Source organism: Coprococcus sp. AM100_B19A (assembly GCF_027662015.1).
Classification (GTDB): domain Bacteria; phylum Bacillota; class Clostridia; order Lachnospirales; family Lachnospiraceae; genus Allocoprococcus; species Allocoprococcus comes.
This window is the reverse complement of sequence record NZ_JAQDKN010000011.1, coordinates 55,208-78,078: the sequence shown is the minus strand read 5'-3', so window position 1 is coordinate 78,078 and position 22,871 is coordinate 55,208. Positions and strand designations below refer to the sequence as shown.

18 protein-coding genes and 3 pseudogenes are annotated in these 22,871 nt (G+C 42.1%); 16 read left to right on the top strand and 5 right to left on the bottom strand.

Translation table 11 applies throughout. The features are described 5' to 3' along the window. Nucleotides 1-126: 126 nt before the first annotated feature. The 7 genes and pseudogenes from PGQ33_RS11715 to PGQ33_RS11685 all read left to right on the top strand — a co-directional run. Nucleotides 127-366 (top strand): annotated as a pseudogene (locus PGQ33_RS11715) (YtxH domain-containing protein); the annotation flags it as partial. Beyond that, nucleotides 363-1,370 carry a bifunctional lytic transglycosylase/C40 family peptidase gene (locus tag PGQ33_RS11710; protein WP_008787622.1) on the top strand — a complete coding sequence of 336 codons (1,008 nt, stop codon included), beginning with the start codon at nt 363-365 and terminating at the stop codon, nt 1,368-1,370. The pseudogene PGQ33_RS11715 and the gene PGQ33_RS11710, both read left to right, overlap by 4 nt. 17 nt (nt 1,371-1,387) lie before the next feature. Continuing rightward, nucleotides 1,388-1,579, top strand: a pseudogene (locus PGQ33_RS17040) (conjugal transfer protein); the annotation flags it as partial. Beyond that, a pseudogene (locus PGQ33_RS11700) lies at nt 1,559-1,720 on the top strand (helix-turn-helix domain-containing protein); the annotation flags it as partial. The pseudogenes PGQ33_RS17040 and PGQ33_RS11700, both read left to right, overlap by 21 nt. A 374-nt stretch (nt 1,721-2,094) precedes the next feature. Continuing rightward, nucleotides 2,095-2,298, top strand: a complete 204-nt coding sequence (locus PGQ33_RS11695; RefSeq protein ID WP_004613735.1) for an excisionase — start codon at nt 2,095-2,097, stop codon at nt 2,296-2,298. Nucleotides 2,299-2,375: 77 nt separating this feature from the next. Continuing rightward, entirely contained in the window at nt 2,376-3,566 is a 1,191-nt protein-coding gene (locus PGQ33_RS11690; RefSeq protein WP_009271880.1) for a site-specific integrase, read from the top strand. 293 nt (nt 3,567-3,859) lie between these two features. Next, complete coding sequence (locus tag PGQ33_RS11685) at nt 3,860-5,194, top strand: D-serine ammonia-lyase (protein ID WP_270205776.1); 1,335 nt, start codon at nt 3,860-3,862, stop codon at nt 5,192-5,194. 174 nt (nt 5,195-5,368) lie between these two features. Here the strand turns inward: PGQ33_RS11685 and PGQ33_RS11680 are convergent, their stop codons facing one another. Together PGQ33_RS11680 and PGQ33_RS11675 are read right to left on the bottom strand one after the other, a co-directional pair. Further along, nucleotides 5,369-7,099, bottom strand: a complete 1,731-nt coding sequence (locus PGQ33_RS11680; protein ID WP_243273172.1) for an ABC transporter ATP-binding protein — start codon at nt 7,097-7,099, stop codon at nt 5,369-5,371. Nucleotides 7,100-7,101: 2 nt separating this feature from the next. After that, entirely contained in the window at nt 7,102-8,850 is a 1,749-nt protein-coding gene (locus PGQ33_RS11675) for an ABC transporter ATP-binding protein (protein ID WP_117824030.1), read from the bottom strand. A 352-nt stretch (nt 8,851-9,202) separates the two neighbouring features. Between PGQ33_RS11675 and PGQ33_RS11670 the strand changes: the two genes are divergently transcribed. Further along, nucleotides 9,203-10,051, top strand: a complete 849-nt coding sequence (locus tag PGQ33_RS11670; protein WP_055248695.1) for a LysR family transcriptional regulator — start codon at nt 9,203-9,205, stop codon at nt 10,049-10,051. 133 nt (nt 10,052-10,184) lie between these two features. Here the strand turns inward: PGQ33_RS11670 and PGQ33_RS11665 are convergent, their stop codons facing one another. Further along, complete coding sequence (locus PGQ33_RS11665) at nt 10,185-11,063, bottom strand: sensor histidine kinase (RefSeq protein ID WP_270205791.1); 879 nt, start codon at nt 11,061-11,063, stop codon at nt 10,185-10,187. Between the two features lie 147 nt (nt 11,064-11,210). On the opposite strand from PGQ33_RS11665, the gene PGQ33_RS11660 reads away from it, so the two are divergent. From PGQ33_RS11660 to PGQ33_RS11650, 3 genes are read left to right on the top strand one after another with little or no spacing between them, the layout of a single operon-like run. Continuing rightward, a complete protein-coding gene (locus tag PGQ33_RS11660; RefSeq protein WP_020435933.1) occupies nt 11,211-11,351 on the top strand; it encodes a CD1871A family CXXC motif-containing protein in 141 nt (46 codons plus the stop codon). Then, nucleotides 11,344-12,231, top strand: a complete 888-nt coding sequence (locus tag PGQ33_RS11655) for a 4Fe-4S binding protein (protein ID WP_117558043.1) — start codon at nt 11,344-11,346, stop codon at nt 12,229-12,231. The genes PGQ33_RS11660 and PGQ33_RS11655 overlap by 8 nt, the downstream gene beginning before the upstream one ends. A 42-nt stretch (nt 12,232-12,273) precedes the next feature. Next, on the top strand, nt 12,274-13,215 hold the full coding sequence (locus PGQ33_RS11650; RefSeq protein ID WP_270205775.1) for a TlpA disulfide reductase family protein: 942 nt from the start codon (nt 12,274-12,276) through the stop codon (nt 13,213-13,215). Between the two features lie 176 nt (nt 13,216-13,391). Here the strand turns inward: PGQ33_RS11650 and PGQ33_RS11645 are convergent, their stop codons facing one another. After that, nucleotides 13,392-14,468, bottom strand: a complete 1,077-nt coding sequence (locus tag PGQ33_RS11645; RefSeq protein ID WP_195502451.1) for a M42 family metallopeptidase — start codon at nt 14,466-14,468, stop codon at nt 13,392-13,394. A 12-nt stretch (nt 14,469-14,480) separates the two neighbouring features. Then, nucleotides 14,481-15,242, bottom strand: a complete 762-nt coding sequence (locus PGQ33_RS11640) for a creatininase family protein (protein ID WP_270205774.1) — start codon at nt 15,240-15,242, stop codon at nt 14,481-14,483. Between the two features lie 416 nt (nt 15,243-15,658). Here PGQ33_RS11640 and PGQ33_RS11635 point away from each other — a divergent pair, with 416 nt between their 5' ends. From PGQ33_RS11635 to PGQ33_RS11615, 5 genes are all read left to right on the top strand, one after another. After that, nucleotides 15,659-16,417: a GntR family transcriptional regulator gene (locus PGQ33_RS11635; RefSeq protein WP_270205773.1), complete on the top strand. Its 759-nt coding sequence runs from the start codon at nt 15,659-15,661 to the stop codon at nt 16,415-16,417. A gap of 228 nt (nt 16,418-16,645) precedes the next feature. Next, complete coding sequence (locus PGQ33_RS11630; RefSeq protein WP_270205772.1) at nt 16,646-17,884, top strand: sensor domain-containing diguanylate cyclase; 1,239 nt, start codon at nt 16,646-16,648, stop codon at nt 17,882-17,884. Nucleotides 17,885-18,080: 196 nt separating this feature from the next. After that, nucleotides 18,081-18,998 (top strand): AraC family transcriptional regulator, encoded by a 918-nt coding sequence (locus PGQ33_RS11625; RefSeq protein WP_270205771.1) that lies wholly within the window; start codon nt 18,081-18,083, stop codon nt 18,996-18,998. A 177-nt stretch (nt 18,999-19,175) separates the two neighbouring features. Next, nucleotides 19,176-20,594, top strand: coding sequence for a melibiose:sodium transporter MelB (gene melB, locus PGQ33_RS11620; protein ID WP_117835955.1), 1,419 nt, complete (start codon nt 19,176-19,178; stop codon nt 20,592-20,594). Between the two features lie 33 nt (nt 20,595-20,627). Continuing rightward, nucleotides 20,628-22,871 (top strand): alpha-galactosidase, encoded by a 2,244-nt coding sequence (locus PGQ33_RS11615; protein ID WP_270205770.1) that lies wholly within the window; start codon nt 20,628-20,630, stop codon nt 22,869-22,871.

Below are 22,871 nucleotides of genomic sequence, written 5' to 3'. Positions count from 1 at the left end.
GATAAATTGATTGTGATTTCTTATTCTGGCGGTTTGGGAAGTACCAGCAATCCCACCGATAGTAAAGGGTAAAATCAATGCTTACGCACCCTTGACTATCCGTGTTCTTGCAGGTAAGTAGCAGACAAGACAAATGTTGTGAAAGAGCGTCCGTTATCTTCTGGTGCTTCTGATAAGAAAGCGACCCAGCCTGCACAGCCAGTACATAGGCAGAATGTAGAAAAAGTAGTATCGCAGGAAACACGCCAGAATTACAAAGCAGAGCGTACTACAAAGAAACAGACCTTTGAACAATCAAAGCGTACAACGGAACATACCGAAAAGAACCGTAACCTTGTAACGAAGAAAGGACAGAAGAAAAAATGAAACTGAAACATATCGCTCTTATTGGCAGTCTGTTTCCTATCCTCTTTTCCATAGTCCTTTTCTTTGGTGTCCTCATTAGTGCGGACAGCGACGACGAGAACAGCAACTTTTCTTCTGGCATTACGGGTATGAATTTATCCGCAGAAGTCTTGAAACATCAGCCTATGGTGGAAAAATACGCCAGAGAAAACGGTATCTCCGAGTATGTCAACGTGCTACTGGCTATCATTCAAGTAGAAAGTGGCGGTACGGCAGAAGATGTTATGCAGAGTTCAGAAAGTCTTGGTTTACCGCCCAACTCTTTAGATACGGAAAGCTCAATCAAGCAGGGGTGTAAGTATTTTGCGTCCCTGCTTTCTTCCTGTAAAAATCAAGGTATCGACGATTTGAATGTAGCGATACAGTCCTATAACTATGGCGGTGGTTATGTGGGATATGTGGCAGGAAAAGGAAAGAAACACACCTTTAACCTTGCAGAGAGCTTCGCCCGTGAGAAATCGGGTGGAAAGAAAGTAACCTACACCAACCCGATAGCCGTTGCGAAGAACGGGGGTTGGCGGTATCAGTATGGCAATCAATTTTACGTCGAATTAGTCAATCAGTATTTAACTGTTCCGCAGGTATCGGGAGAGCTGGCACAAAAGGTCATGAATGAAGCGTTAAAATATCAAGGCTGGAAATATGTGTATGGCGGTAGCAATCCCAACACTTCTTTTGACTGTTCGGGACTGACGCAATGGTGCTATGGAAAAGCTGGTATCTCCTTACCGAGAACCGCACAAGCACAGTATGACGCAACCCAACATCTTCCACTTTCGCAGGCAAAGGCTGGGGACTTGGTATTTTTCCATTCTACCTATAACGCTGGAAGTTATGTAACACACGTCGGTATTCTTGTTTCGCCGACACAGATGTACCACGCAGGCGACCCGATAGGATATGCAGACCTAAGTAGTAGTTACTGGCAACAGCACTTAATCGGTGCAGGACGAGTAAAACAATAGAAAGTGAGGATTTCATCATGTTTAGAAAGAATAAGAAACAGACAGAAACTATCAAAGAACCCAAAGAAAAAAAGGTGCGTACTTTCAAGGTAGGCACACATAAAAAATCCGTGATTGCATTGTGGGTGGTGCTTATCGCAAGCGTGAGCTTTGGGGCGTATAAGAATTTTACGGCTATCGACCAGCACACGACCCATGACCCGTACATATCAAAATGTTGTTTGCGTCCGTTCTACGACAAATATGGTAATGTCTGCATAGTCGTAGACATGGAATTAAAAGGACGTATCAGAGAAGCACTTATCAAAATGATTTTGGACTTTGATATTCCTTTAGAAACCGAAGAATAACAAGCAGTAACCGCAGAGCATGATTTGTTCAATCCCCTCTTTCCTGCTCTGCCCCTGCTTTTACATGAAAGCAACACGCTTTCGCCACAGCTCTTTGACAACTGAATAAAGCAGACAGATACGTTTGTGAGATAGCGAGCCACGGGGACTGTACGCCACGACCTTTTCAAAAGAAAGCGAGCGACCCACGCAGTGATCCGAGAGCGACTGTTGGAAAAGTCGTTTTGCCACGACCTATCCTCACAGAATAATGATACGTCCGCATGGTGCGGTTCTGCCCACAAGAATGGGAATAGTTGAGATACTAACGGAGCTTTCCAAAGCCGTCTGCCTGCTTGTAAAAAATGACACACAGTAAAGGGGGTGCATAGATTATGAACAATACTGATGTGCCTATCTGGGAAAAATATACGCTGACGATTGAAGAAGCGTCCAAATACTTCCGCATTGGCGAAAAGAAATTGCGTAAATTAGCCGAAGAAAATATTGACGCTGGCTGGGTTATCGTGAACGGTAACCGTATTCAGATTAAGCGAAAACAATTTGAAAAAATCATAGATACATTGGACGAAATCTAATGTCATTGAGCCGTAGATATGGTATAATAAATATAGTGTATCACGGCTCATTCCATGACGGAAAGGAGCTTTACACTATGTCTAATGTAAAACGAAAAGACGGTAAAAATCGCAATTTGCGTAATGGAGAGAGCCAGCGAAAAGACGGAAGATACGTTTATAAATATACCGATATATACGGAAAGCCACAATTTGTCTATTCTTGGAAACTTGTACCGACAGACAAGACACCTGCTGGAAAGCGTGATGATATATCGTTGAGGGAAAAAGAAGCACAGATAAAAAAAGACCTTAACGACGGTATCGACACAGTCGGCGGTAAAATGACAGTCTGCCAGCTCTACGACAAGAAGAACAGCCAAAGAAAGAACATCAAAAGGGCTACTGAAAAAGGACGACAGTATCTTATGAACGCTCTGAAAAACGACCCGTTGGGTATGAGGGCGATTGATACTGTGAAGCAATCGGACGCTAAAGAATGGGCTATCAGAATGAGTGAAAAAGGATATGCCTATAAAACGATTGATAACTATAAGCGTTCCTTGAAAGCGTCATTTTACATGGCGATACAAGACGACTGTATCAGAAAGAACCCGTTTGAATTTAAGCTAAGTGATGTTCTGGAAGATGATACGGAGCAGAAAGTTATCCTTACACCAGAGCAGGAAGAACGCCTGCTTGCCTTTATGGAAAAGGACAAGATTTACAGCAAGTATTATGATGAGGTTGTGCTTCTGCTGGAAACGGGACTTCGTATTTCTGAATTTTGCGGACTGACGACGCATATTGATATGCAGAACAGAATACTCAATATAGACCACCAGCTATTGAAAGATAGCGAAATAGGCTACTATATTGAAACACCAAAGACCAAAAACGGAAAACGGGAACTTCCATTGACAGAACGGGCTTATCAAGCAATCCAAAGAATACTAAAGAGCAGAGGAAAAGCACAACCGCTGATTGTAGGTGGTTACAGCAATTTCCTATTCTTAAACCGTGAGGGCTTGCCTAAAGTTGCAGGAAACTATGAGGGTATGGTGCGAGGATTGATTAAGAAATATAACAAGTATCACACGGATAAGTTACCGAACATCACACCACATTCATTCAGGCATACTTATTGTACGAATATGGCAAATAGAGGAATGAACCCAAACACCCTGCAATATCTCATGGGACACGCTAACATAACCATGACACTTGGCTATTACGCACACGGTACATTTCAATCTGCAAAAGCGGAACTGGAAAGACTGGCTTGTTAATATCGGAGCTTATATTTACTACTCATTTACTACTTTTGGTTGCATTTTCATGCTGGTAAATGCCAGCTTATGCAAGGTATCTTCCAAAAAGAAAATACCGATAAAGCCCTAAAATACGGGATATATCGGCATTTACCAACTTATGAAAAGATAATCAGAAATTTAGTAAGTTTTTATAATGATATAATGCATTCTGATTGAAGAATGGTCAAGAAAAATATGGTAATCAGAATACAAGAAATAAGGTAATATATAGATATGAATCAAGTCATGGAAAGAGGGGGATGAAAGCAATGGTTGATTTGAAAATGCTGGAGGAAAAGACTCCGATCTTGAAGGAGATCTGTAGTGAAAAAGAGGTGTTCTGGAAAAATCCGGACAAAACAGCTTGTGGGGAAGCAATGGAACAGATCGAACTTGGTATGGAAGATGTAGAAGATGCGGAGCGCAGACTGGAGCGTTTTGCACCGTTCATTATGAAATGTTTCCCGGAAACAAAAGAGAGAAACGGAATCATCGAATCTGTTCTGACACCGGTTCCGAAGATGAAGGATTTGCTGAATGAGAAATACGACAGCAATCTGGAAGGGAACTTATTATTAAAGCAGGACAGCCATCTGGCGATCGCCGGTTCGATCAAGGCACGCGGCGGTATTTATGAGATTTTGAAACACACAGAAGAACTTGCAATAGAGCATGGAATTTTGAGTCTGGAAGACAATTATGAGAAACTGGCGAGTGAAGAATGCAGAGAGTTTTTCAAAAAGTATACCATTCAGGTGGGTTCCACCGGAAACCTTGGACTGAGTATCGGAATCATGAGTGCAGCAGTTGGCTATCAGGTGATCGTACACATGTCAGCAGATGCGAAACAGTGGAAAAAAGACTTACTCAGAAGCCACGGGGTAACAGTAAAGGAATATGAGTCAGATTATAGTGAAGCGGTGAAAAACGGACGTGCTTTATCTGATGCAGATCCGAACAGCTACTTTGTGGATGATGAAAATTCAAAAACACTCTTTCTTGGTTATGCAGTAGCGGCAAAACGTCTGCAAAAGCAGTTGGAAGAAAAGAATGTTGCAGTAGACGAAGAACATCCGCTCTTTGTATATATTCCCTGCGGAGTAGGCGGAGCACCGGGTGGTGTATGCTTTGGACTTAAGCTGCTGTTCGGAGATTATGTACACTGCTTTTTCATAGAACCGACACAGGCACCGTGTATGTTAGTCGGAATGGCAACCGGACTGAACCAGGAGATTTCCGTACAGGATATTGGGCTTACCGGACTTACCCATGCAGATGGGCTTGCCGTGGGACGTCCTTCTGGATTTGTAGGCAGAGTAATGAAGAATCTGCTTGGCGGCGAATTTACTATCCGCGATGGAAAATTATATGATTACATGAGAGACCTTCTCGGAACAGAGAACATTTTCCTTGAGCCAAGTGCTTGTGCTTCTTTTGAAGGACCAATACAGATTGAAAGGAATGAATCTGCACGCAAATATTTACAGGAGAATCATCTTGAAGAGAAAATGAAAAATGCGACACACATTGCATGGGCAACAGGCGGAAGTCTCGTGCCGGAAGCAATTCGTGAAGAATACAAAAACACGTATCTGGAGAAATAAAAAGATGCGGTCTTCCTCTGAAGTGGCAGAAGAAGACCGCGTTTCTTTATTCATTTCCCATATTATTCGAGAAGATATCAGCCACTTCGCTGATGATAATGTAAGCTGTCGAATCGAGGCTGTGCACGTCAACTCTTGAAAATGCCGTATACGAGAACCGTGACGTATTCTGTTTTATGACACTGCCTGGAACTGGCTGTTATACAGATGACTGTAGAAGCCGCCTTCTTTCAGCAGTTCTTCATGGGTTCCCTGCTCAATGATCTTACCGTCTTTCATGACGAGGATCAGGGAAGCGTTGCGGATCGTAGACAGACGGTGTGCAACGACAAAGCTTGTACGACCTTTCATCAGGTTATCAAATGCTTCTTGTACCTGCAGTTCGGTACGGGTATCGATACTTGAAGTCGCTTCGTCCAGGATCAGCATTGGCGGCAGACAGAGCATAACTCTTGTGATACACAGGAGCTGTTTCTGTCCCTGACTGATGCTGTCCTCATGCAGGACGGTATCAAGTCCCTGCGGAAGTCTGCGGATGAAATCCCAGCTTTTTGCTTCTTTTGCTGCCCGGATGATTTCTTCATCCGTGGCATCCGGTTTTCCGAAGCTGATATTTTCACGGACAGTACCGGATTTGATCCAGGTATCCTGAAGCACCATACCGAAGCTCTTTCTGAGTGAATGTCGGGAAATCTCATCGATCGGTTTACCGTCGATACAGATTTTTCCGGAATCCACGTCATAGAAGCGCATCAGGAGGTTGATAAATGTTGTTTTTCCGCATCCGGTAGGACCTACGATTGCAATACGCATACCAGGTTCAACCTGAAGGTTAAAGTCTTCAATCAGAGATTTACTCTTGTCATAGCTGAAATCTACGTGGTCGATATCCACATTTCCATCCACCTTTTCAAGTACTTCAGAAGAATCGTTTACTTCTTCTGGTTCTTCTAAGAGGTCAAAGATACGTGTTGCACATGCAAGGGCGTTCTGCATTTCCGTGATTACGGATGTAATGTCGTTGAATGGCTTCATGTACTGGTTCGCGTAAGAAAGCAGTACGGAAAGACCGCCGACAGTCAGGGCTCCAAGCGGGATCAGGAATGCACCTGCAAGCGCTACGGCAGCGTAAATAATGTTGTTTACGAAACGGGTGGACGGATTGGTAAGGCTGCTGTAAAATACGGCTTTCTGGCTGTATTCTTTGAGTTCTTTATTGATCTCATCAAAACGCTTTGAAGCCTTGTCCTCATATCCGAATGCCTTGACAACCTTCTGATTTCCGATCATTTCTTCGATCAGAGCAGTCTGTTTTCCACGGGTTTCACTCTGCTTTTTAAACATGGTAAAAGAGCGTGAGGAAATAAATTTTGCCACCAGGAAGCTGAGTGGTGTCAGAAGGATGACCATCAAAGTGATCCACACGTTCTTGGAAAACATGAAAATCAAGGTTACAACAACGGTCACAACGCCGGAAAATAACTGGGTAAATCCGAGCAGTAATCCGTCAGAAAGGATATCGGTATCGGCAATGATACGGCTCACAATATCGCCGGTACTGTGCTGATCCAGATAAGAAAGCGGAAGCTTCTGGATGTGGCGGATTGCCTGGGATCGGATATCCTGTACAATATGATAGGTCATGCGGTTATTGACGAGGTTCATGATCCAGATTGCGGCTGCAGCGATCACTACGAACAGAAGAATCTGCTTCAGATAGAGCCACATCTGGGTAAAGTTTACATTGTGCGCTGCTACGATCTCATCGATCGCATTACCGAAGAGAACCGGCACATAAAGCTGAAGAACCACTGATATTCCGGCAAGGATGATGCTGAGGATCAGGAGGATCCAGTATTTTCCGATATATTTAAAAAGCTTTTTCATTACACTGTCTTTTTTCATACCTACATCTCCCCTCTTTCATATTTTGCACGGTCTTCCGGGAACTGTGAGAAATAGATCTCACGATAAACTTCGCAGGATTTCATAAGTTCATCATGTGTACCGGATCCGGCGAGTTCTCCATTATCTAATACTAAAATCTTGTCTGCCTGGCGGATGCCTGCAACCCTCTGGGATACCAGGAAGGTTGTTGTCTCTCCTTCCAGTCCTGCGAGGGCTTTCCGAAGTGCTGCGTCAGTTGCAAAATCAAGTGCGCTTAAGCTGTCGTCGAGGATCAGGATTTCCGGCTTTTTCACAAGAGCGCGGGCAATGGTAAGACGTTGACGCTGTCCACCGGAAAGGTTCTTTCCGTTCTGCTCGAGCATGAAATCAAGTTGTCCGTCTTTTCCTTCTACGACTTCTTTTGCCTGTGCAACTTTCAGTGCATCCCAGATCTCGGAGTCAGATGCATTTTCATTGCCCCATTTCATGTTATCGCGGATGCTGCCTTTGAAAAGGACGGAGCGCTGCTGTACGATTCCGACCTTGTCGTGGATTTCCTGATTGGTAAGCTCTTTTACATTGCGTCCATTCAGTTTAACGGTTCCGCAGGTTACATCATAGAAACGGGAGATCAGGCTGACCAGAGTGGATTTTCCGCATCCGGTACCACCGATGATACCGACTGTCTGCCCTTTTTTTACAGAGAAACTGATATCAGAAAGGCTTGATGCACCGGCACCTGCATAGGTGAAGGATACCTTGTCGAATTCAACTTCATTTGCAGAAGGATCTGCCTTTGCAGAAGGGGTTTCCGGATAATGCATGGTAGTCCTGATATCCAGGACACCGGCTACACGGTCTGCACATGCCATCGCCTTGTTCAGTGTAATGATCAGGGAAGCCAGCTTGATCAGTTCGACGATCATCTGTGCCATGTAGTTGTAAAGCGCGACAACCTGTCCCTGATGCATGGTTCCGAGATTGACCTGGAGTCCTGCTCTTGCAATCAGGATGACAGTTGCAATGTTGATCAACACGTAGGTAAATGGATTTAACAGGGCGGAAATTCTTCCGACAAATTCATTTAACCTGGTCAGTTCGGTGTTGCTCTTTTCAAATTCATTTACCGATTCTTCTTCGCGGCAAAATGCGCGGATCACGCGGACACCTGTCAGATTCTCACGGGTAAGTCCTGTGACGCGGTCCAGGGCAGCCTGCACTTTTTTGAAAAGCGGGATGCTGACCAGCATAATGAAAATGACGCCGACAAATAAAAGAGGGATCGCCACAACGAATACTAGCGCACATTTAAAGTTGATCGTAAATGCCATGATCATCGAACCGATTACGATAAACGGACTTCTCAGAAGAAGACGAAGTCCCATGTTGATGCCGTTCTGGACCTGGTTGATATCATCGGTCATCCGTGTGATCAGGGTGTCCGTACCGATCGTATCAAGTTCGGTAAATGAAAAGCCCTGAATGTGGTCAAATACGGCCTGTCTTAAATTGGTTGCACAGCCGACACTCGCTCTTGCAGCAAAATACTGTGCGGTAAAACTGCAGCTAAGACCGACTGCAGCCATGAGGATCAGCACCAGGAACATCTTTACGATGTAGCCGTGGTCATTGTTTGCAATACCAATATCAATGATCTTGGCGACAACCACCGGAACCAAAAGATCAAATACGACTTCCAGCAGTTTGAATAATGGTGCAAGAATACTTTCTGTCTTGTATTCTTTCAGATAAACCCAAAGTTTCTTCAAACACACTCACTCCTGTTCTTTACTTCTTAGTTTTTTCTTGACCTACTCATTATAATGCGCTACCATCAATATGAATAATATTGTTTTTATGACAGCTTAATATAAAAAAAGTATAACAATGTGAGTGGCAAAAGGTATTTTGACCTATTTGATACCAGATTGCTACGTGCTTTGCACTCTCGCAATCCTCAAAAACATTCGTAATCCGCTCATTTTTCTTTGAAAAATGGCTACTTACTCATGTTTTTGTCGGGTTAAGAGGTCAAAAATCCTCTTGCAAGCAAGCTTGCATCGGCTTTCTGACCTTTTGACCCTGGTATCATCATATAACTAAACGGAGGGAAAAAAGAAAATGGAACTCAGACAGCTGGAATATTTCCGGGAAATCGCGAATACGGGAAGCATCAATGAAGCGGCGAGAAAGCTCAATATGTCACAGCCGCCCCTCAGCTATCAGATCAGGCAGTTGGAAAATGAACTGAACGTGCAGCTGTTTGAGCGTACCCATAAAGGGGTGATCCTGACGGCGGCAGGTAAGCTTTTGTATGACCGTGCGGCGAGCCTTCTGGATTATGCCAGATCGACAGAGCTTGAGGTGTCCCAAACGGGTAAAAAAAGGGTTCTGAGAATCGGGATCACGCCGACGACGGTCGGCACAGTCATGCCGTTTATCGCAGAATTTTCAAAGAAAAATCCCGACGTGAATTTTGAGGTTCACGACGGGATCACGTATACGTTATATGATTATCTTCAGGAAGGGATCATCGATATTTCGGTTGTCCGCACGCCGCTCCGGCTGGATGATGTGGAGTCCGCAGTTCTGCATTCGGAGCCGATGATCGCTGTCTCCAATCCGGAGATGCCTTCAGAAAGGAGAAAATCGCTCATTCTTGAAGATTTAGTCCACAGACCGTTAATTCTCTATCGGCGCTATGAAAAGCTGATTATGGATGCATTTCACGCGCAGAATCTGGTTCCGGAGGTGTTCTGCCTGTGTGATGATGCCAGGGGCGCTACCCTTTGGGTGAAGGAAGGGCTTGCCACGGCGATCTTTCCACAGTCCATGGAGCCGCTTTGCGAAGGGCTGACTTGTCAGGTGCTTGATGAACCGGATCTGGTGACGAAGATCCTTCTGATCTGGCAGAAGGGGCGGAAGCCGACGGCGGTAGTGCAGGATTTTATGGATGTCTGTCTGAAATAATTTAAACCGTATCAAAAATAATAATCCTTGGTTTATTTTTGATACGGTAAGTGAATTGTAAGACGGATTCTCCATGTTCTGGCAGGTGGAAGCGATAAACATCAGTATGATCGATTTGCGAATTGTTTTCCGATTATACTGCTTTTTCAAAGTCTGCCCCTATACCCATTTTCACTTCAAATGTCGTCCCGCTATGCTTATTTGTATAAACTTCAATCGTTCCGTCATGAACCCGCACAACTTCCCGCACCATCGCAAGGCCAAGCCCCACACCTCCGAGTTCCCGGCTTCTTGACTTATCTATCCGGAAGAACGGTTCGAAGATCTGCTCCCTGAATGCTTCATCAATTCCATTTCCTGTATCCGAAACCTTCAGAATAACTTTGTTCTTCTCCTTTATTGCCGATACCGTAACGGATCCATTTTCCCGATTATATTTAATCGCATTTTCCACAAGATTATATAGCATTCTGTAAATCAGAATATCACTTCCTGTCAAAAATAATTCTTCATCTGCCTTTGCTCCTGCTCCCTGTGACCTCTGTATCAGTTCAACCTTTTTTTCCTGTGCCAGAGGTTCCAGATCTGTCAGCACTTCCTCGATCAGACTATGGAGCTCAATTCTGTCATTTCGCGATACGGTCTGTAATTCGCTCATATCCAAAAGCGTTCTGACCAACTTGCTAAGACGTTCATTCTGCTCCGTTACCATCTGAATAGTCTCTCCTGCCACTGTTGTACTATCCGGATGTTCTGTTGTATGGTATAGATCCAGCTGTGCCTGGATTAAAGCCAGTGGAGTACGTAACTCATGTGCTGCATTTCCTGTAAACTGACGCTGTGTCTCAAATGATTCCGAAAGTCGCAAAAGCATCTTGTTATAAGAAGTACGAAGTCGGTCTAATTCTGCGATTCTATTCTCTTCAATCGTATAATCCGCCAGATTCTGTGCCTGAACCTTTTCTACTGTGTCTACCTCATATCCTGCCTGGTGCAGACTTTTCGCAATCATATCACATAATTTCTTCTCATCTTCAACAACTAATAATCTCAATTTATTTTTCTCCATTTTCTTAACAGGAATTTTACACCCTCTATTGTATAATGCAAACATCGAAAGGTCAATAAACGGACTTTGAACATTGAAAGGAGTATTTTAATGAAATCTGAAAAAGCAACACAGATTCTTTTACTTGCAGCCGGTCTGGTGTTTTTCCTTGTCGGGATCTTCCGCGGAGAAGCAGCGGTTGTACTTAGTAAGGCAATAAAATTATGTATGGAGTGTGTTGGAATTGGATAAGAAAATGAAATCAAACAAAAACTTTCTGGCCCGCTTCCGCGGATGGATTCAGGCAGCTGCTACACTGCTGACCAACATTCACATCCCGAATCTGTTTAAAGGGAAAATTTATCAGGGAAATGTAAAAACGATGTGCGTCCCAGGACTAAACTGTTACTCTTGTCCTGCCGCCACAGGTGCCTGTCCGATTGGAGCTTTTCAAGCCGTGGTCGGTTCTTCAAAATTCAAATTTACCTACTACATCACCGGATTTTTCATCCTGTTAGGTGTTCTGTTAGGACGGTTTATCTGTGGATTCCTCTGTCCGTTTGGATGGTTCCAGGATCTGCTGCATAAGATTCCGGGCAAGAAACTTTCCACCGCAAAACTGAAGCCTCTGCGGTATCTGAAATATGTGATTCTGGTCGTCTTTGTTATACTACTTCCGGCATTTGTAACCAATTCACTTGGTATGGGAGATCCTTTCTTCTGCAAATACATTTGCCCACAGGGCGTACTTGAAGGCGCAATTCCGCTGGCACTTGCCAACTCAGGAATCCGTGCCGCACTCGGACATTTATTTACATTTAAGTTCACAATTCTTGCGCTTTTTATCATCCTGAGCATCTTGTTTTACCGTCCATTTTGTAAATGGATCTGCCCGCTGGGTGCTATTTACTCACTGTTTAACAAGGTATCTTTTCTTAAGATTCAGGTTGATCATGAGAAATGTGTTGGCTGCCAGAAATGCAGCCGTGTCTGTAAGATGGATGTCAATGTAGTAGACACACCAAACCATCCGGAGTGTATCCGATGCGGAGAATGTATGAAAGCCTGTCCGACTGATGCAATCTGCTATCATTACGGATTTTCAAACAAAAAAAAGGCTGACAATAAATAAACTAAAACGAACAAAATAAAATTGAAAAGGAGATTTAAACTCATGAAAAACAAAACACTTAGAACAAACTCAATGAAATTAAAAAAGGTAATTGCTGCATCCCTTGCCATTTCTGTACTTTTTGCGTTTACAGGCTGCGGAAATTCCTCCTCAACAGACAATACAAACACAAAACAGGAATCTTCTTCCACAACAGAAACGGGCAGCGCAGACGAGCTGAACAAAAAACGGGATGACCTTTACCAGCAGGAAAACCAGCTTTTTGCTGATCACAAAGATGCATGGGACAAAGCCTTTGGTCTTATGAACAAGAACGCTGCCGGTGATGCCATGAGCGAAAACTATGCTGATTCCCTCGCAAGCACAGTGGAATCTAACAAAGACTCTTTCTCTGAAGAAGAATATGAAACTCTGTGCAAAGACATCGAGACAATCCGCGGAATTGAAGAAGAAATTGCCAAGCTTGAGAAAGAGATTGCTGCATCCGATTCCTCTGACAGCTCTTCCTCCAAATCAGACGAATCCACAGCTGTATTCAAAGGTTTCAAAGGAAAAGATCTGGATGGAAACGATGTAGATGACAGTCTTTTCGCTAAAAACAAAGTTACAGTTGTAAACTTCTGGTTCAGCGGATGCAAGCCATGTGTCGGAGAGCTCTCTAAGCTGAATGAATTAAATGAGAAACTCAAAGAAATGGGTGGCGAAGTTGTTGGTATCAACACGGATACTTTAGACAACAATGAAGCGGGAATTAAAGAGGCAAAAGAAATCCTGAAAGCTCAAGGCGCTTCCTACAAGAACCTGACTTTCGATTCTAATTCAACAGTTGGAAAATATGCTGGAAACATCATGGCATTCCCTACAACCGTTCTTGTAGATAAAGACGGAAATATCGTTGGGGAACCTTTCATGGGTGGCATTGACGATCAGTCAAACTACGATCAGCTGATGAAGCAGATCCAGTCCGTACTTGACCAGAAATAATTCATTTACTGAAGATGTATGCTAAATGAGGCTGACAAAGGTTGAGCACATTTGGGGCAGACCACCAGTGTTATCTCACCCGAAATCTTTTCAACGAAGATAAAAAATGGATTTTATGCAGTTTCTGCTTATCTCAGCTCCTGCATAAAATCCAGAATTTTTTTAATGTATTGTATTTAAAAACTCATAATCTGCTCTTCGTCAAGTCTTTTAAGAATTTCACATGCCAGCTTAACCGCATTATCAAAATCAGCATAAGCTGAAATTCCGTAATGTGTATGTGCATAGCGAACCGGAACTCCGATAACGATAACCGGAACCGCTTTTTCAGACAAATGTATAGCTGCACCATTTGTTGAACCGGCACTACGAACTGCATCCTGAACCGGAATACCAAGCTTTTCTGCCAGATCCAGTGCATATCTTTGATAATGCGGATTGGTGATCATACGGGCATCAATGTGACGCAGCATCGGTCCTCGCTTGATAGCTGTCTGAACCATATACGACTCAACGCAGGTATCATCTGCCGGGCATCCCTCAAAAACAATTGCGATATCCGGCTTAATTACCTGTGCTGTCACAGTGGCACCGCGTACACCAACTTCTTCCTGTGCTGCACAAGCGCCAACAATATCCACATTCAGCTCCTGACCAGCCAGGGTATGCATAGTCTTAAGAATTGCCGCACATCCCAGACGGCAGTCAAAGCTCTTGCCAACCATCAGATCTGTGGTTTCTGAATATGTAAATGTCACATCCGGCACTACGGGTTCACCGATACGAATGCCGAACTTTTCAACCGCCTCTTCTTTAGAAACAGCGCCAACATCTACCGTGATATCTTTCATATCCAGAGGTGCTTTACGCTCCTGCTCTGTCATGAAATGCGGAGGTTTGCTGGCAGTAAGCCCCGGAATATATTCTCCGAACCGGTTGCGAACCAAGACTTTATGAGCCGGAATATTGTGGTTAACCCAACCTCCGATCTGAATGATGCGGAGAGTTCCGTTCGGGCAGATAGCCTGCACCATAAACCCAACCTCATCACTATGTGCGTCAAGCTGAACAACCGGACGTTTGCCGTTATTTTCTTTACGGCGGATATACAGGTTGCGCATGCGATCTTCTGTAATTTCTCCGAGTCCTTCTGCGTAAGGACGAATCGCTGCAACCACTTCATCTTCGAAACCGGATGTACCGTTTGCATTTGAAATTGCTGCAATCATTTCCAGCGTTGTTTTTTTATCCATTCTGACACCTCTTTATGAAAGTTTTATTTTCTTGAATTCTTCCATGAAATCAACAATATAGTTTGCTGTGGTCTCAAGCATCTCCTTGCCCCACTCTTCTGTAGCGGTATTCGGATGATCCGGTCCGATCCAGCCGTTGTCTGTTACATGCGGAGTATTGCGAATAATATCAACGTTAACTCCCTTGAACTCAACAGAACAGAAACCGGTTGTCTTCAGATTTTCAGACAGGTGCTTAAACTGGAGTTCACCGCCTATCTCACTCTTATCAACTAAAGACGGATCAATTCCAAGAATCGCCGCTGTTTCCTCACCACCGCCGTGGCCGCCTTTCCACGCCGGGTTCATATCCCATGCCATCAGCCACCAGTTAAGCAAAGCCACCAGACAGCCCTTATCTTCGAATTCCATGCCAAGGCGTTCAATCATCTTGATGTTTCCGCCATGTCCGTTCAGGAAAACGAATTTTCTTGCGCCGTGACGATACAGACTCAGAAAAATCTGACGGCAAAATTGATAGAGTACCTCATTGTCAATATCAATTGTACCTGGATACGGAGCTAAATACTGGCAGGAACCATATGGAATGGTCGGAGCAATCAAAACATCACTCTTCTTCTCGATTTTTTCCAACAAATGCTCCGGAATCAGTGTATCGGTTCCAAGTGGCATGTGACGACCGTGACACTCAATACTGCCGATAGAAATAAGTACCATATCATTCTTTTCAAAATATTCCTGGGCTTTCGGCCAAGTCAAATTTGTAAGTCTCATAATTTCTCTCCTTCCTATAATAATTATTCTTCTCTGCTGAAAATCGGACTATTCGGAAACCAGACAGTCCGACAACCATCAATTACTGCGTTGCCTCCTGTTTTTCTTTAGGATTTATTTTTTTCTGACAATGCAGAATTCCCGAGCCACTCTTGATAAAACAAGTATAGTCTAGGCTAATAGGATTGTCAACAATTTCAATTTAATGTTAACAACGGAAATAATACTTTCGTTTTTGTTAACAATCCACTATAATTATAATAAGTTTTTTGCTAACGGACAAAAGACATCCGTGTAATCTTTTCTATTAATGAGTAAGGAAATGAAACATGCGAAAAATTGGCGGTATGTTCTACTATGAACCAAGCGTACCTATCGAAAACGGATACTTATTCTGAAAATTTTATGAGGTAAATATGCAGAAACAACGAAAAATATCAAATACTACTACATCAGAAATTGTTCTTGAATCTCTGCGGGAGCAGATCATCAATGGGATCCTTCAGCCTCAAGAAAAACTGGTAGAGGCTGAAATTGCCAAGAAATTCGGACTCAGCCGAGGTCCTGTGCGCGAAGCACTCCGACAGCTTGCCGTCGAAGGTTTAGTCGATTACTGTCCTAACAAAGGATGTACAGTCGCACTGCTTTCTCCACAAGACGCTTATGAAGTCTTTTTTCTGCGCGGCAGCCTTGAAAAACTGGCAATCCAAAAAAGTAACTGCCTCCTTAGTGACTATAGTCTCATGATAATGGAAGCCAGTATTGAAGAATTTCGAAAGGCTATTCTCGAAGGCAATACTATGAAGGCTGTTCGTGCAGATGAGACATTCCACCTGCAGATCATTCGTTCTGCCCAGCTTAACCGACTGACCAAAATGTGGGAGCTGCTGAGTCCACTGAATGGTGCCATGTTCCTCTCGGTTCAAAATGCTAATCGCTTTGGACAGTTAAGCGGAGATGCTGAAACGCTTCAGGATGCCAAATGCTTAGAACCAAACACACCGGATCAAAATACCTCTCATAACGGAAGCGCTGCAGTATGGACACACCAATGTCTGTTGGAGGCCATCCGGATTAACGATCTCCAGACAACCTGTGATCTTCTGGATCAGCATTATGAAGAAACCGGCAGACGTGTATACAGACTTTCACTCATGAAAGAACAGAGCTTTTGATCCGTTTCATTGATAATGGTTTGAGGGGCAAACTTGAGGGTTTGGTTTGAGGGGGTCATAATATGTTTCTTTTGTCTTTTGGATCGACTTCATCAGCAAGGATTTCTTTCATTTCATGTATAAGGATTATGCACAGTCCGTTTTTTCATAAAACTTATTCTGTTTTTCAACTTCTGTGATATAATGCTTTATTATAATAATTCCCATGGACAAAATGAGGTGAACCGAGTGAAAAAGAAAACACTTGTGCCTCTTATTATTTTTTTACTGGGCATATGCCTTGTTAGTTTGATTGTATACAAAACAGACGCTCCATGGAGTGATACTTATAAAGTGGTTTATCAATCAGATGGGCAAATAAATCGTCCTGTTTCTTATACATTTACAATAGGAGATGAAAACTGGAAATTTGAAGTAACTCCTAAAAGTGGATGGAGAAATGCCACATTATTGATAATCATCATCGGAATATTTCTTACAATAAGCCTTCTCCTGTCAGTTCTTACCAGAGTATGGTTAGTAGCAAAAGAACATAAGAAAAAGTTTCAGATACTGGCGCACACAGATTCTCTTACAAATATTTATAACCGCTATGGATTTGATGAATTTGCAGAAAAAATGATTCAAAAAAATCCAAAAGCACATTTTGTGGCTGCGCTCCTTGATATCGATGATTTCAAGTTTATTAATGATATCTATGGACATAATTACGGAGACAGGGCACTAAAGAATCTTGCAGACAGCATGAAGACTTTTTTCCCATCCGATGCATTACTTGGAAGAAATGGTGGTGACGAATTCTGCATTCTTTTACCAAATTGTACCTTTGCAGAAGCAGATATACAGCTGCAGAAATTCACCAAACTTCCTAAATCATTCTCATACCATGGTAAGGAACATGCATTTTATATTTCTCTAGGATATGCAGAATATCCAACATTTGCATCCAATCGTTCACAACTCATGCGCTGCGCAGATGCCGCTCTTTATGAAATAAAGCTTCATGGAAAAAATGGATGTATGGTCTACAGAGAAGGATTTCGGTCAGGTGCCCGCAAACAGCTTGGATTCGCATTCAAGGATATCGCGGAACATCTTCCAGGTGCATTCATCATATACAGAGCTGACAAAGAAGATGATGAACTATTTTTTGCAAATGATGAATTTCTTCATATGTCAGGATATAAAGATATAGATGAACTGTTCAGACTTACTAAGAAAAGTTTTCGCAACTTGATCCGGGAAGATGAACAGCAACAGATAGAATCAAGTATCTGGGAACAGATTGACAGTGGTAATGAAAATGACTATATTCACTTCCATCTTCGAAAAGCTGACGGAACTTATTTTTCTGTGCTTGATCATGGAAGAATTGTAGAGAACTCGCAATACGGAAAGGTATTTTACGTATTGTTCATGGATTGGAAAGATATGCATATTCGTTACAATGATAAATTCGCAAGATAATAAAATATTGCAAAAAAAGAGAGCGTATGATCTATTTTCATATTAATACTTGGTTTGAAAACTGATGGAAGAATAACACGATACTGCGATAGAATAAGGAAAACGGTTAAACTAACTATTGCTGAGTGAGCAACAGCAAAAGTAAGCATGACTGGAAAGTGCTTGTGATCTTAGGGATTAAGAGAGGATACAGATTATGGAAGATTCTTACGTATTACAACTGTTGAAACCAAAGTTTAAAGATTTTCATTTGTGTTTCTGCGGATTTGCAGAATGCAAGCCATTACATAGCTACGGGCCAGCCGCAAGACCCAATTATATTTTGCATTATGTAATGAAGGGCAAAGGTATCTATCAGGTAGGTGAAACGAAGTATCCGCTGAAAGAAGGACAGGCTTTTCTGATTGAACCAGAAAGCCTTACCTTTTATCAGGCAGATAAAACGGACCCATGGTCTTACCTTTGGGTAGGATTTGGTGGTACGGAGGCACAGAGATTTGTCGGAGATCTCGGACTGAACAGTCGTCAGCTTACATGCGAGTGTGAATATGGAGAAGAACTGAAAGAAATTGTATTTGAAATGCTTCATCATACGTGTTCAACTGCAGAAAATCTTTATTATCTCCAGGGAAAGCTCTATCAGTTTTTCTCAGTACTGGCTCGTGGGATTGAAATTCAGCAATATTCGAATGATACAAAAGAAAGCATACATGTGCAGGAAGCAATTGCCTATATAAAGAATTACTATTCACAGAAAATCACAGTGGAAGATATAGCAAATTATTTGGCACTAAATCGAAGCTATTTATATACAATATTTATGAACAGTCTTGGAATCTCTCCGAAAGAATTTTTGACGGAATTTCGAATTTCCAGAGGAAAGGAGCAGCTCGCACTTACAGATCTATCTGTGGAGGAAATCGCAGTTTCTTGTGGTTATCGCAATTCACTTGCTTTCGGCAAAGTATTTAAACAGAAAATGGGAATGACGCCGACCCAATATCGTAATGATAACAGAAAGGCTGCCCGAGAACGATTGATCAGTGCACAAAACGAACTGAAAGAATACAAGAAACATAAAAAAATTTATGTAGGAGAAGTCGAAAAAGAATAGACGAAATGTTGAAAAAGACATCCGATACCTAACATTTGAGATATAATACTTAACAAAAAGGTATAACGGATGTCTTTTTTTGTACGCTATACTAGTATCAGCAGATATAAGGAACAAGTGCACAGGTTTCTTCACTCAGATAACAAATAAACAAAAGAGTATTAGAGGAGGAGAATCATGGAAAATCAAAAAGAAACTCAGAAAAATCCGCAATATAAATATGCGTCTACAAGAGAAAAATTATGTTTTGGAATTGGAGCAATCGGCAAAGATGCGATTTGCAATTTAGTAGGAGCATTTTTAATGCTTTATTTTACAGATACTTTGTATCTGGCACCGGCATTTGTCGGCGTACTGTTTTTGGTAGCAAGAATATGGGATGCGATCAATGACCCGATGATGGGAATGATCGTTGACAATACACATACACGTTTTGGTAAATTCAGAATCTGGCTTGTAATCGGAACATTGGTAAATTCAGTTGTATTTGTTTTGTTATTCCACAGTTTTAACCTGTCAGGAACAGCATTGTACGTATATGTATCCGTTATGTATATCTTATATGGAATGACTTATACGATCATGGATGTACCTTACTGGTCATGGCTTCCGAACTTGACAAATGATCCGCACGAACGCGAGAAAGTATCCGTGATTCCAAGATTTTTCGCAAGTCTTGCAGGATTTTCAGTAGCAACATTTGGGCTTTATATTATCAATTACCTGAATAAAGCAGCAGGCGAGAGCAATCTCTACGCAGAAAAAGGATATACACTTTTTGCAATTATTATCGCAGTTATTTTCATCGTTACAATCGGAATTACTGTATTTAATGTAAAAGAGGAATCAACAGTAGGTATATCAGCAGAAAAGACAAGTCTGAAACAGGCATTTCATGTAATTGTAAAAAATGATCAGTTGCTTGCATTTATCGGATTACTTTTGACATTTAACCTTTGTACACAGATTGCAAAAAGCTTTGCTGTGTATTATTTCAAATGTGTATGCCACGATGAATATCTGTATTCTATCTTTGGATTTGCAATTATTGCTGAGATGGCAGGACTTTTATGCTTCCCAAAAATCGCAGCAAAAATTAGCCGTGAAAAGGTATACGCATTTGCATGTGGACTTCCAATTGCTGGATTTGTACTGCTCGGTGCAGCAGGATATGTAGCACCACAGAGTAATGTATTAGTTGTTGTATGTTGTGCACTGCTTTTCTTCGGATCAGGTCTTTCACTTGGAGTAACAACATGCTGTATGGCAGACGTTATCGACTATGGAGAAGTAAAATTTGGTGTACGAAATGAAAGCGTAACATGCTCTGCACAGACATTTCTTATGAAGGCAGCTACGGCAGTAGCAGGTGGATTAACAGGAATTGGTCTTCAGATTGTAGGATACAACGCAAAAGCGGTAACTCAGAGCGCAGCGACCGTAATGGGTATTCGCGTGTTAATGCTTGTGATTCCAATCATTCTTGCATGTGCAAGCTTTGGTATTTACAAAAAATACTACACTTTAAAAGGTGAGAAGATGGAAGAAATCACAAGAAAAGTAAATGAAATGCATGCGAAAAAGCAGACAGCTTAAGAGACAACAATTCAATTGTAAAAGAGGTAGTATATGAGACAGATTATTTTTCACGAGGAAACAAAAACTTTCCATTTATACAATGAAAAAATCAGTTATATCTTATGTGTATTAGAAAATGGACATCTGGGACAATTATATTTTGGAAAACGACTTCATGATAAAGCAGATTTTTCTTATCTGGTTGAGAAATGTGAACGCCCAATGACATCGTATATATATGAGTGGGATCGTACTTTTTCATTGGAACATATCCGACAGGAATATCCGGTTTACGGTACGACAGATTACAGACATCCGGCAATTGAATTGTTGCAGGAAAACGGCAGCAGGATTAGTGAGTTCCAATATGACAGTTATGAGATCATTGATGGAAAACCAAAGCTTCCCGGATTGCCGGCAACATATACGGAGTCCGAAGGGGAAGCACAGACATTGCGCATCTTTCTGAAAGATGCTCTGACTGGTGCAAAACTGGCACTTTTATATACGATTTTTGATGAATATAGTGCAATTGCAAGAAGTGCTTATATTGAAAATGCTGGTGAGAAAAATCTGCATGTATTAAATATGATGAGCTTAAGCCTGGATCTTCCGGATAAGGATTATGAATGGATGCAGTTGTCCGGTGCGTGGTCCAGAGAGCGCTATATTAAGAATCGAACATTGGAGCAAGGCATAACAGCTATCGACAGCATGCGCGGAAATTCTTCTCACGAACATAATCCGTTCCTTGCTTTAAAACGTCACAACACAGATGAGAATGCAGGAGAAGCAATTGGAATAAGCCTTGTATATAGTGGAAATTTCCGTATGCAGGCAGAGGTAGATACACATAATGTGACACGAATTACAGCCGGGATCAATCCAGAAGGATTCGATTGGAAATTAGAACCGGGAGAAAGCTTTCAGACACCGGAAGCAGTTCTGGTTTACAGTGAAAATGGATTAAATGGCATGAGTCAGACATTCCAGAAGCTGTATGCAAAGAGACTCGCAAGAGGGTATTGGCGCGATAAGGCAAGACCGATTTTAAATAACAACTGGGAAGCAACTTATTTTGACTTTACAGAAGATCGCCTTGTAGAGATTGCCGGGAAAGCAAAAGAATGTGGAGTAGAACTGTTTGTCTTAGATGACGGATGGTTTGGTGCGAGAAGAAATGACAGAGCCGGTCTTGGCGACTGGGTGGCAAATGAAGAGCTTCTGCCAAATGGCATCAAAGGTCTGTCAGAAAGAATTGAAGCACTTGGATTAAAATTCGGCCTTTGGTTTGAGCCGGAGATGGTAAATAAAGACTCTGATCTTTATCGAGCACATCCAGACTGGATTTTACAGACACCTGGAAGAAATACATCACACGGCAGATATCAGTATGTACTCGATTTCGCAAGAAAAGAAGTAGTAGATTATATTTATGGTATGATGACAAAGTTATTATCGGAATCGAAAATCTCATATATTAAATGGGATATGAACCGAAGCATTACGGAATGCTATAGTAACAAACTTCCTTCAGACAGACAGGGAGAAGTGTTCCATCGTTATATTTTGGGTGTATATGATCTGTACGAGCGGTTGACAAATGAGTTTCCAGAAGTATTATTTGAATCCTGCGCCAGCGGTGGCGGAAGATTTGATCCGGGAATGCTGTATTATGCACCGCAGGGATGGACAAGCGATGATTCGGATGCAATTGAGCGTCTGAAGATTCAGTACGGAACTTCTATGTGTTATCCGCTCAGCAGTATGGGAAGCCATGTGTCTGTTGTCCCGAATCACCAGGTATTTCGCAATACTCCATTACATACAAGAGCGAATGTAGCATACTTTGGAACTTTTGGATATGAACTGGATCTTAACAAATTGACAGAAGAAGAGATCAAAGAAGTAAAAGAACAAATCGCATTTATGAAAGAATACAGAGAAGTGTTACAGTTTGGAACATTTTATCGTCTGAAAAGTCCATTTGAAGGAAATGAGACGGTATGGATGGTGACAAATGAAGACCGCACGCTTGCAATCGTAGGCTACTATCGTGTTTTAAATGGAGTGAATCAGCCGTATAGCCGTGTTAGATTACAGGGATTGGACCCGGATATGGTTTATGAAAATGTATGGAATCATACAGAAAATTACGGAGATGAATTGATGAATTATGGATTGATCACATCTGATGTGACAGCTGGTGAAGTGCCAGGAAATGTGACTCCTTGTACCGATTTTGAATCCAGAATCTATATGCTGAAAGGCAAAAAAGTTCAGGAGGGAAGATAG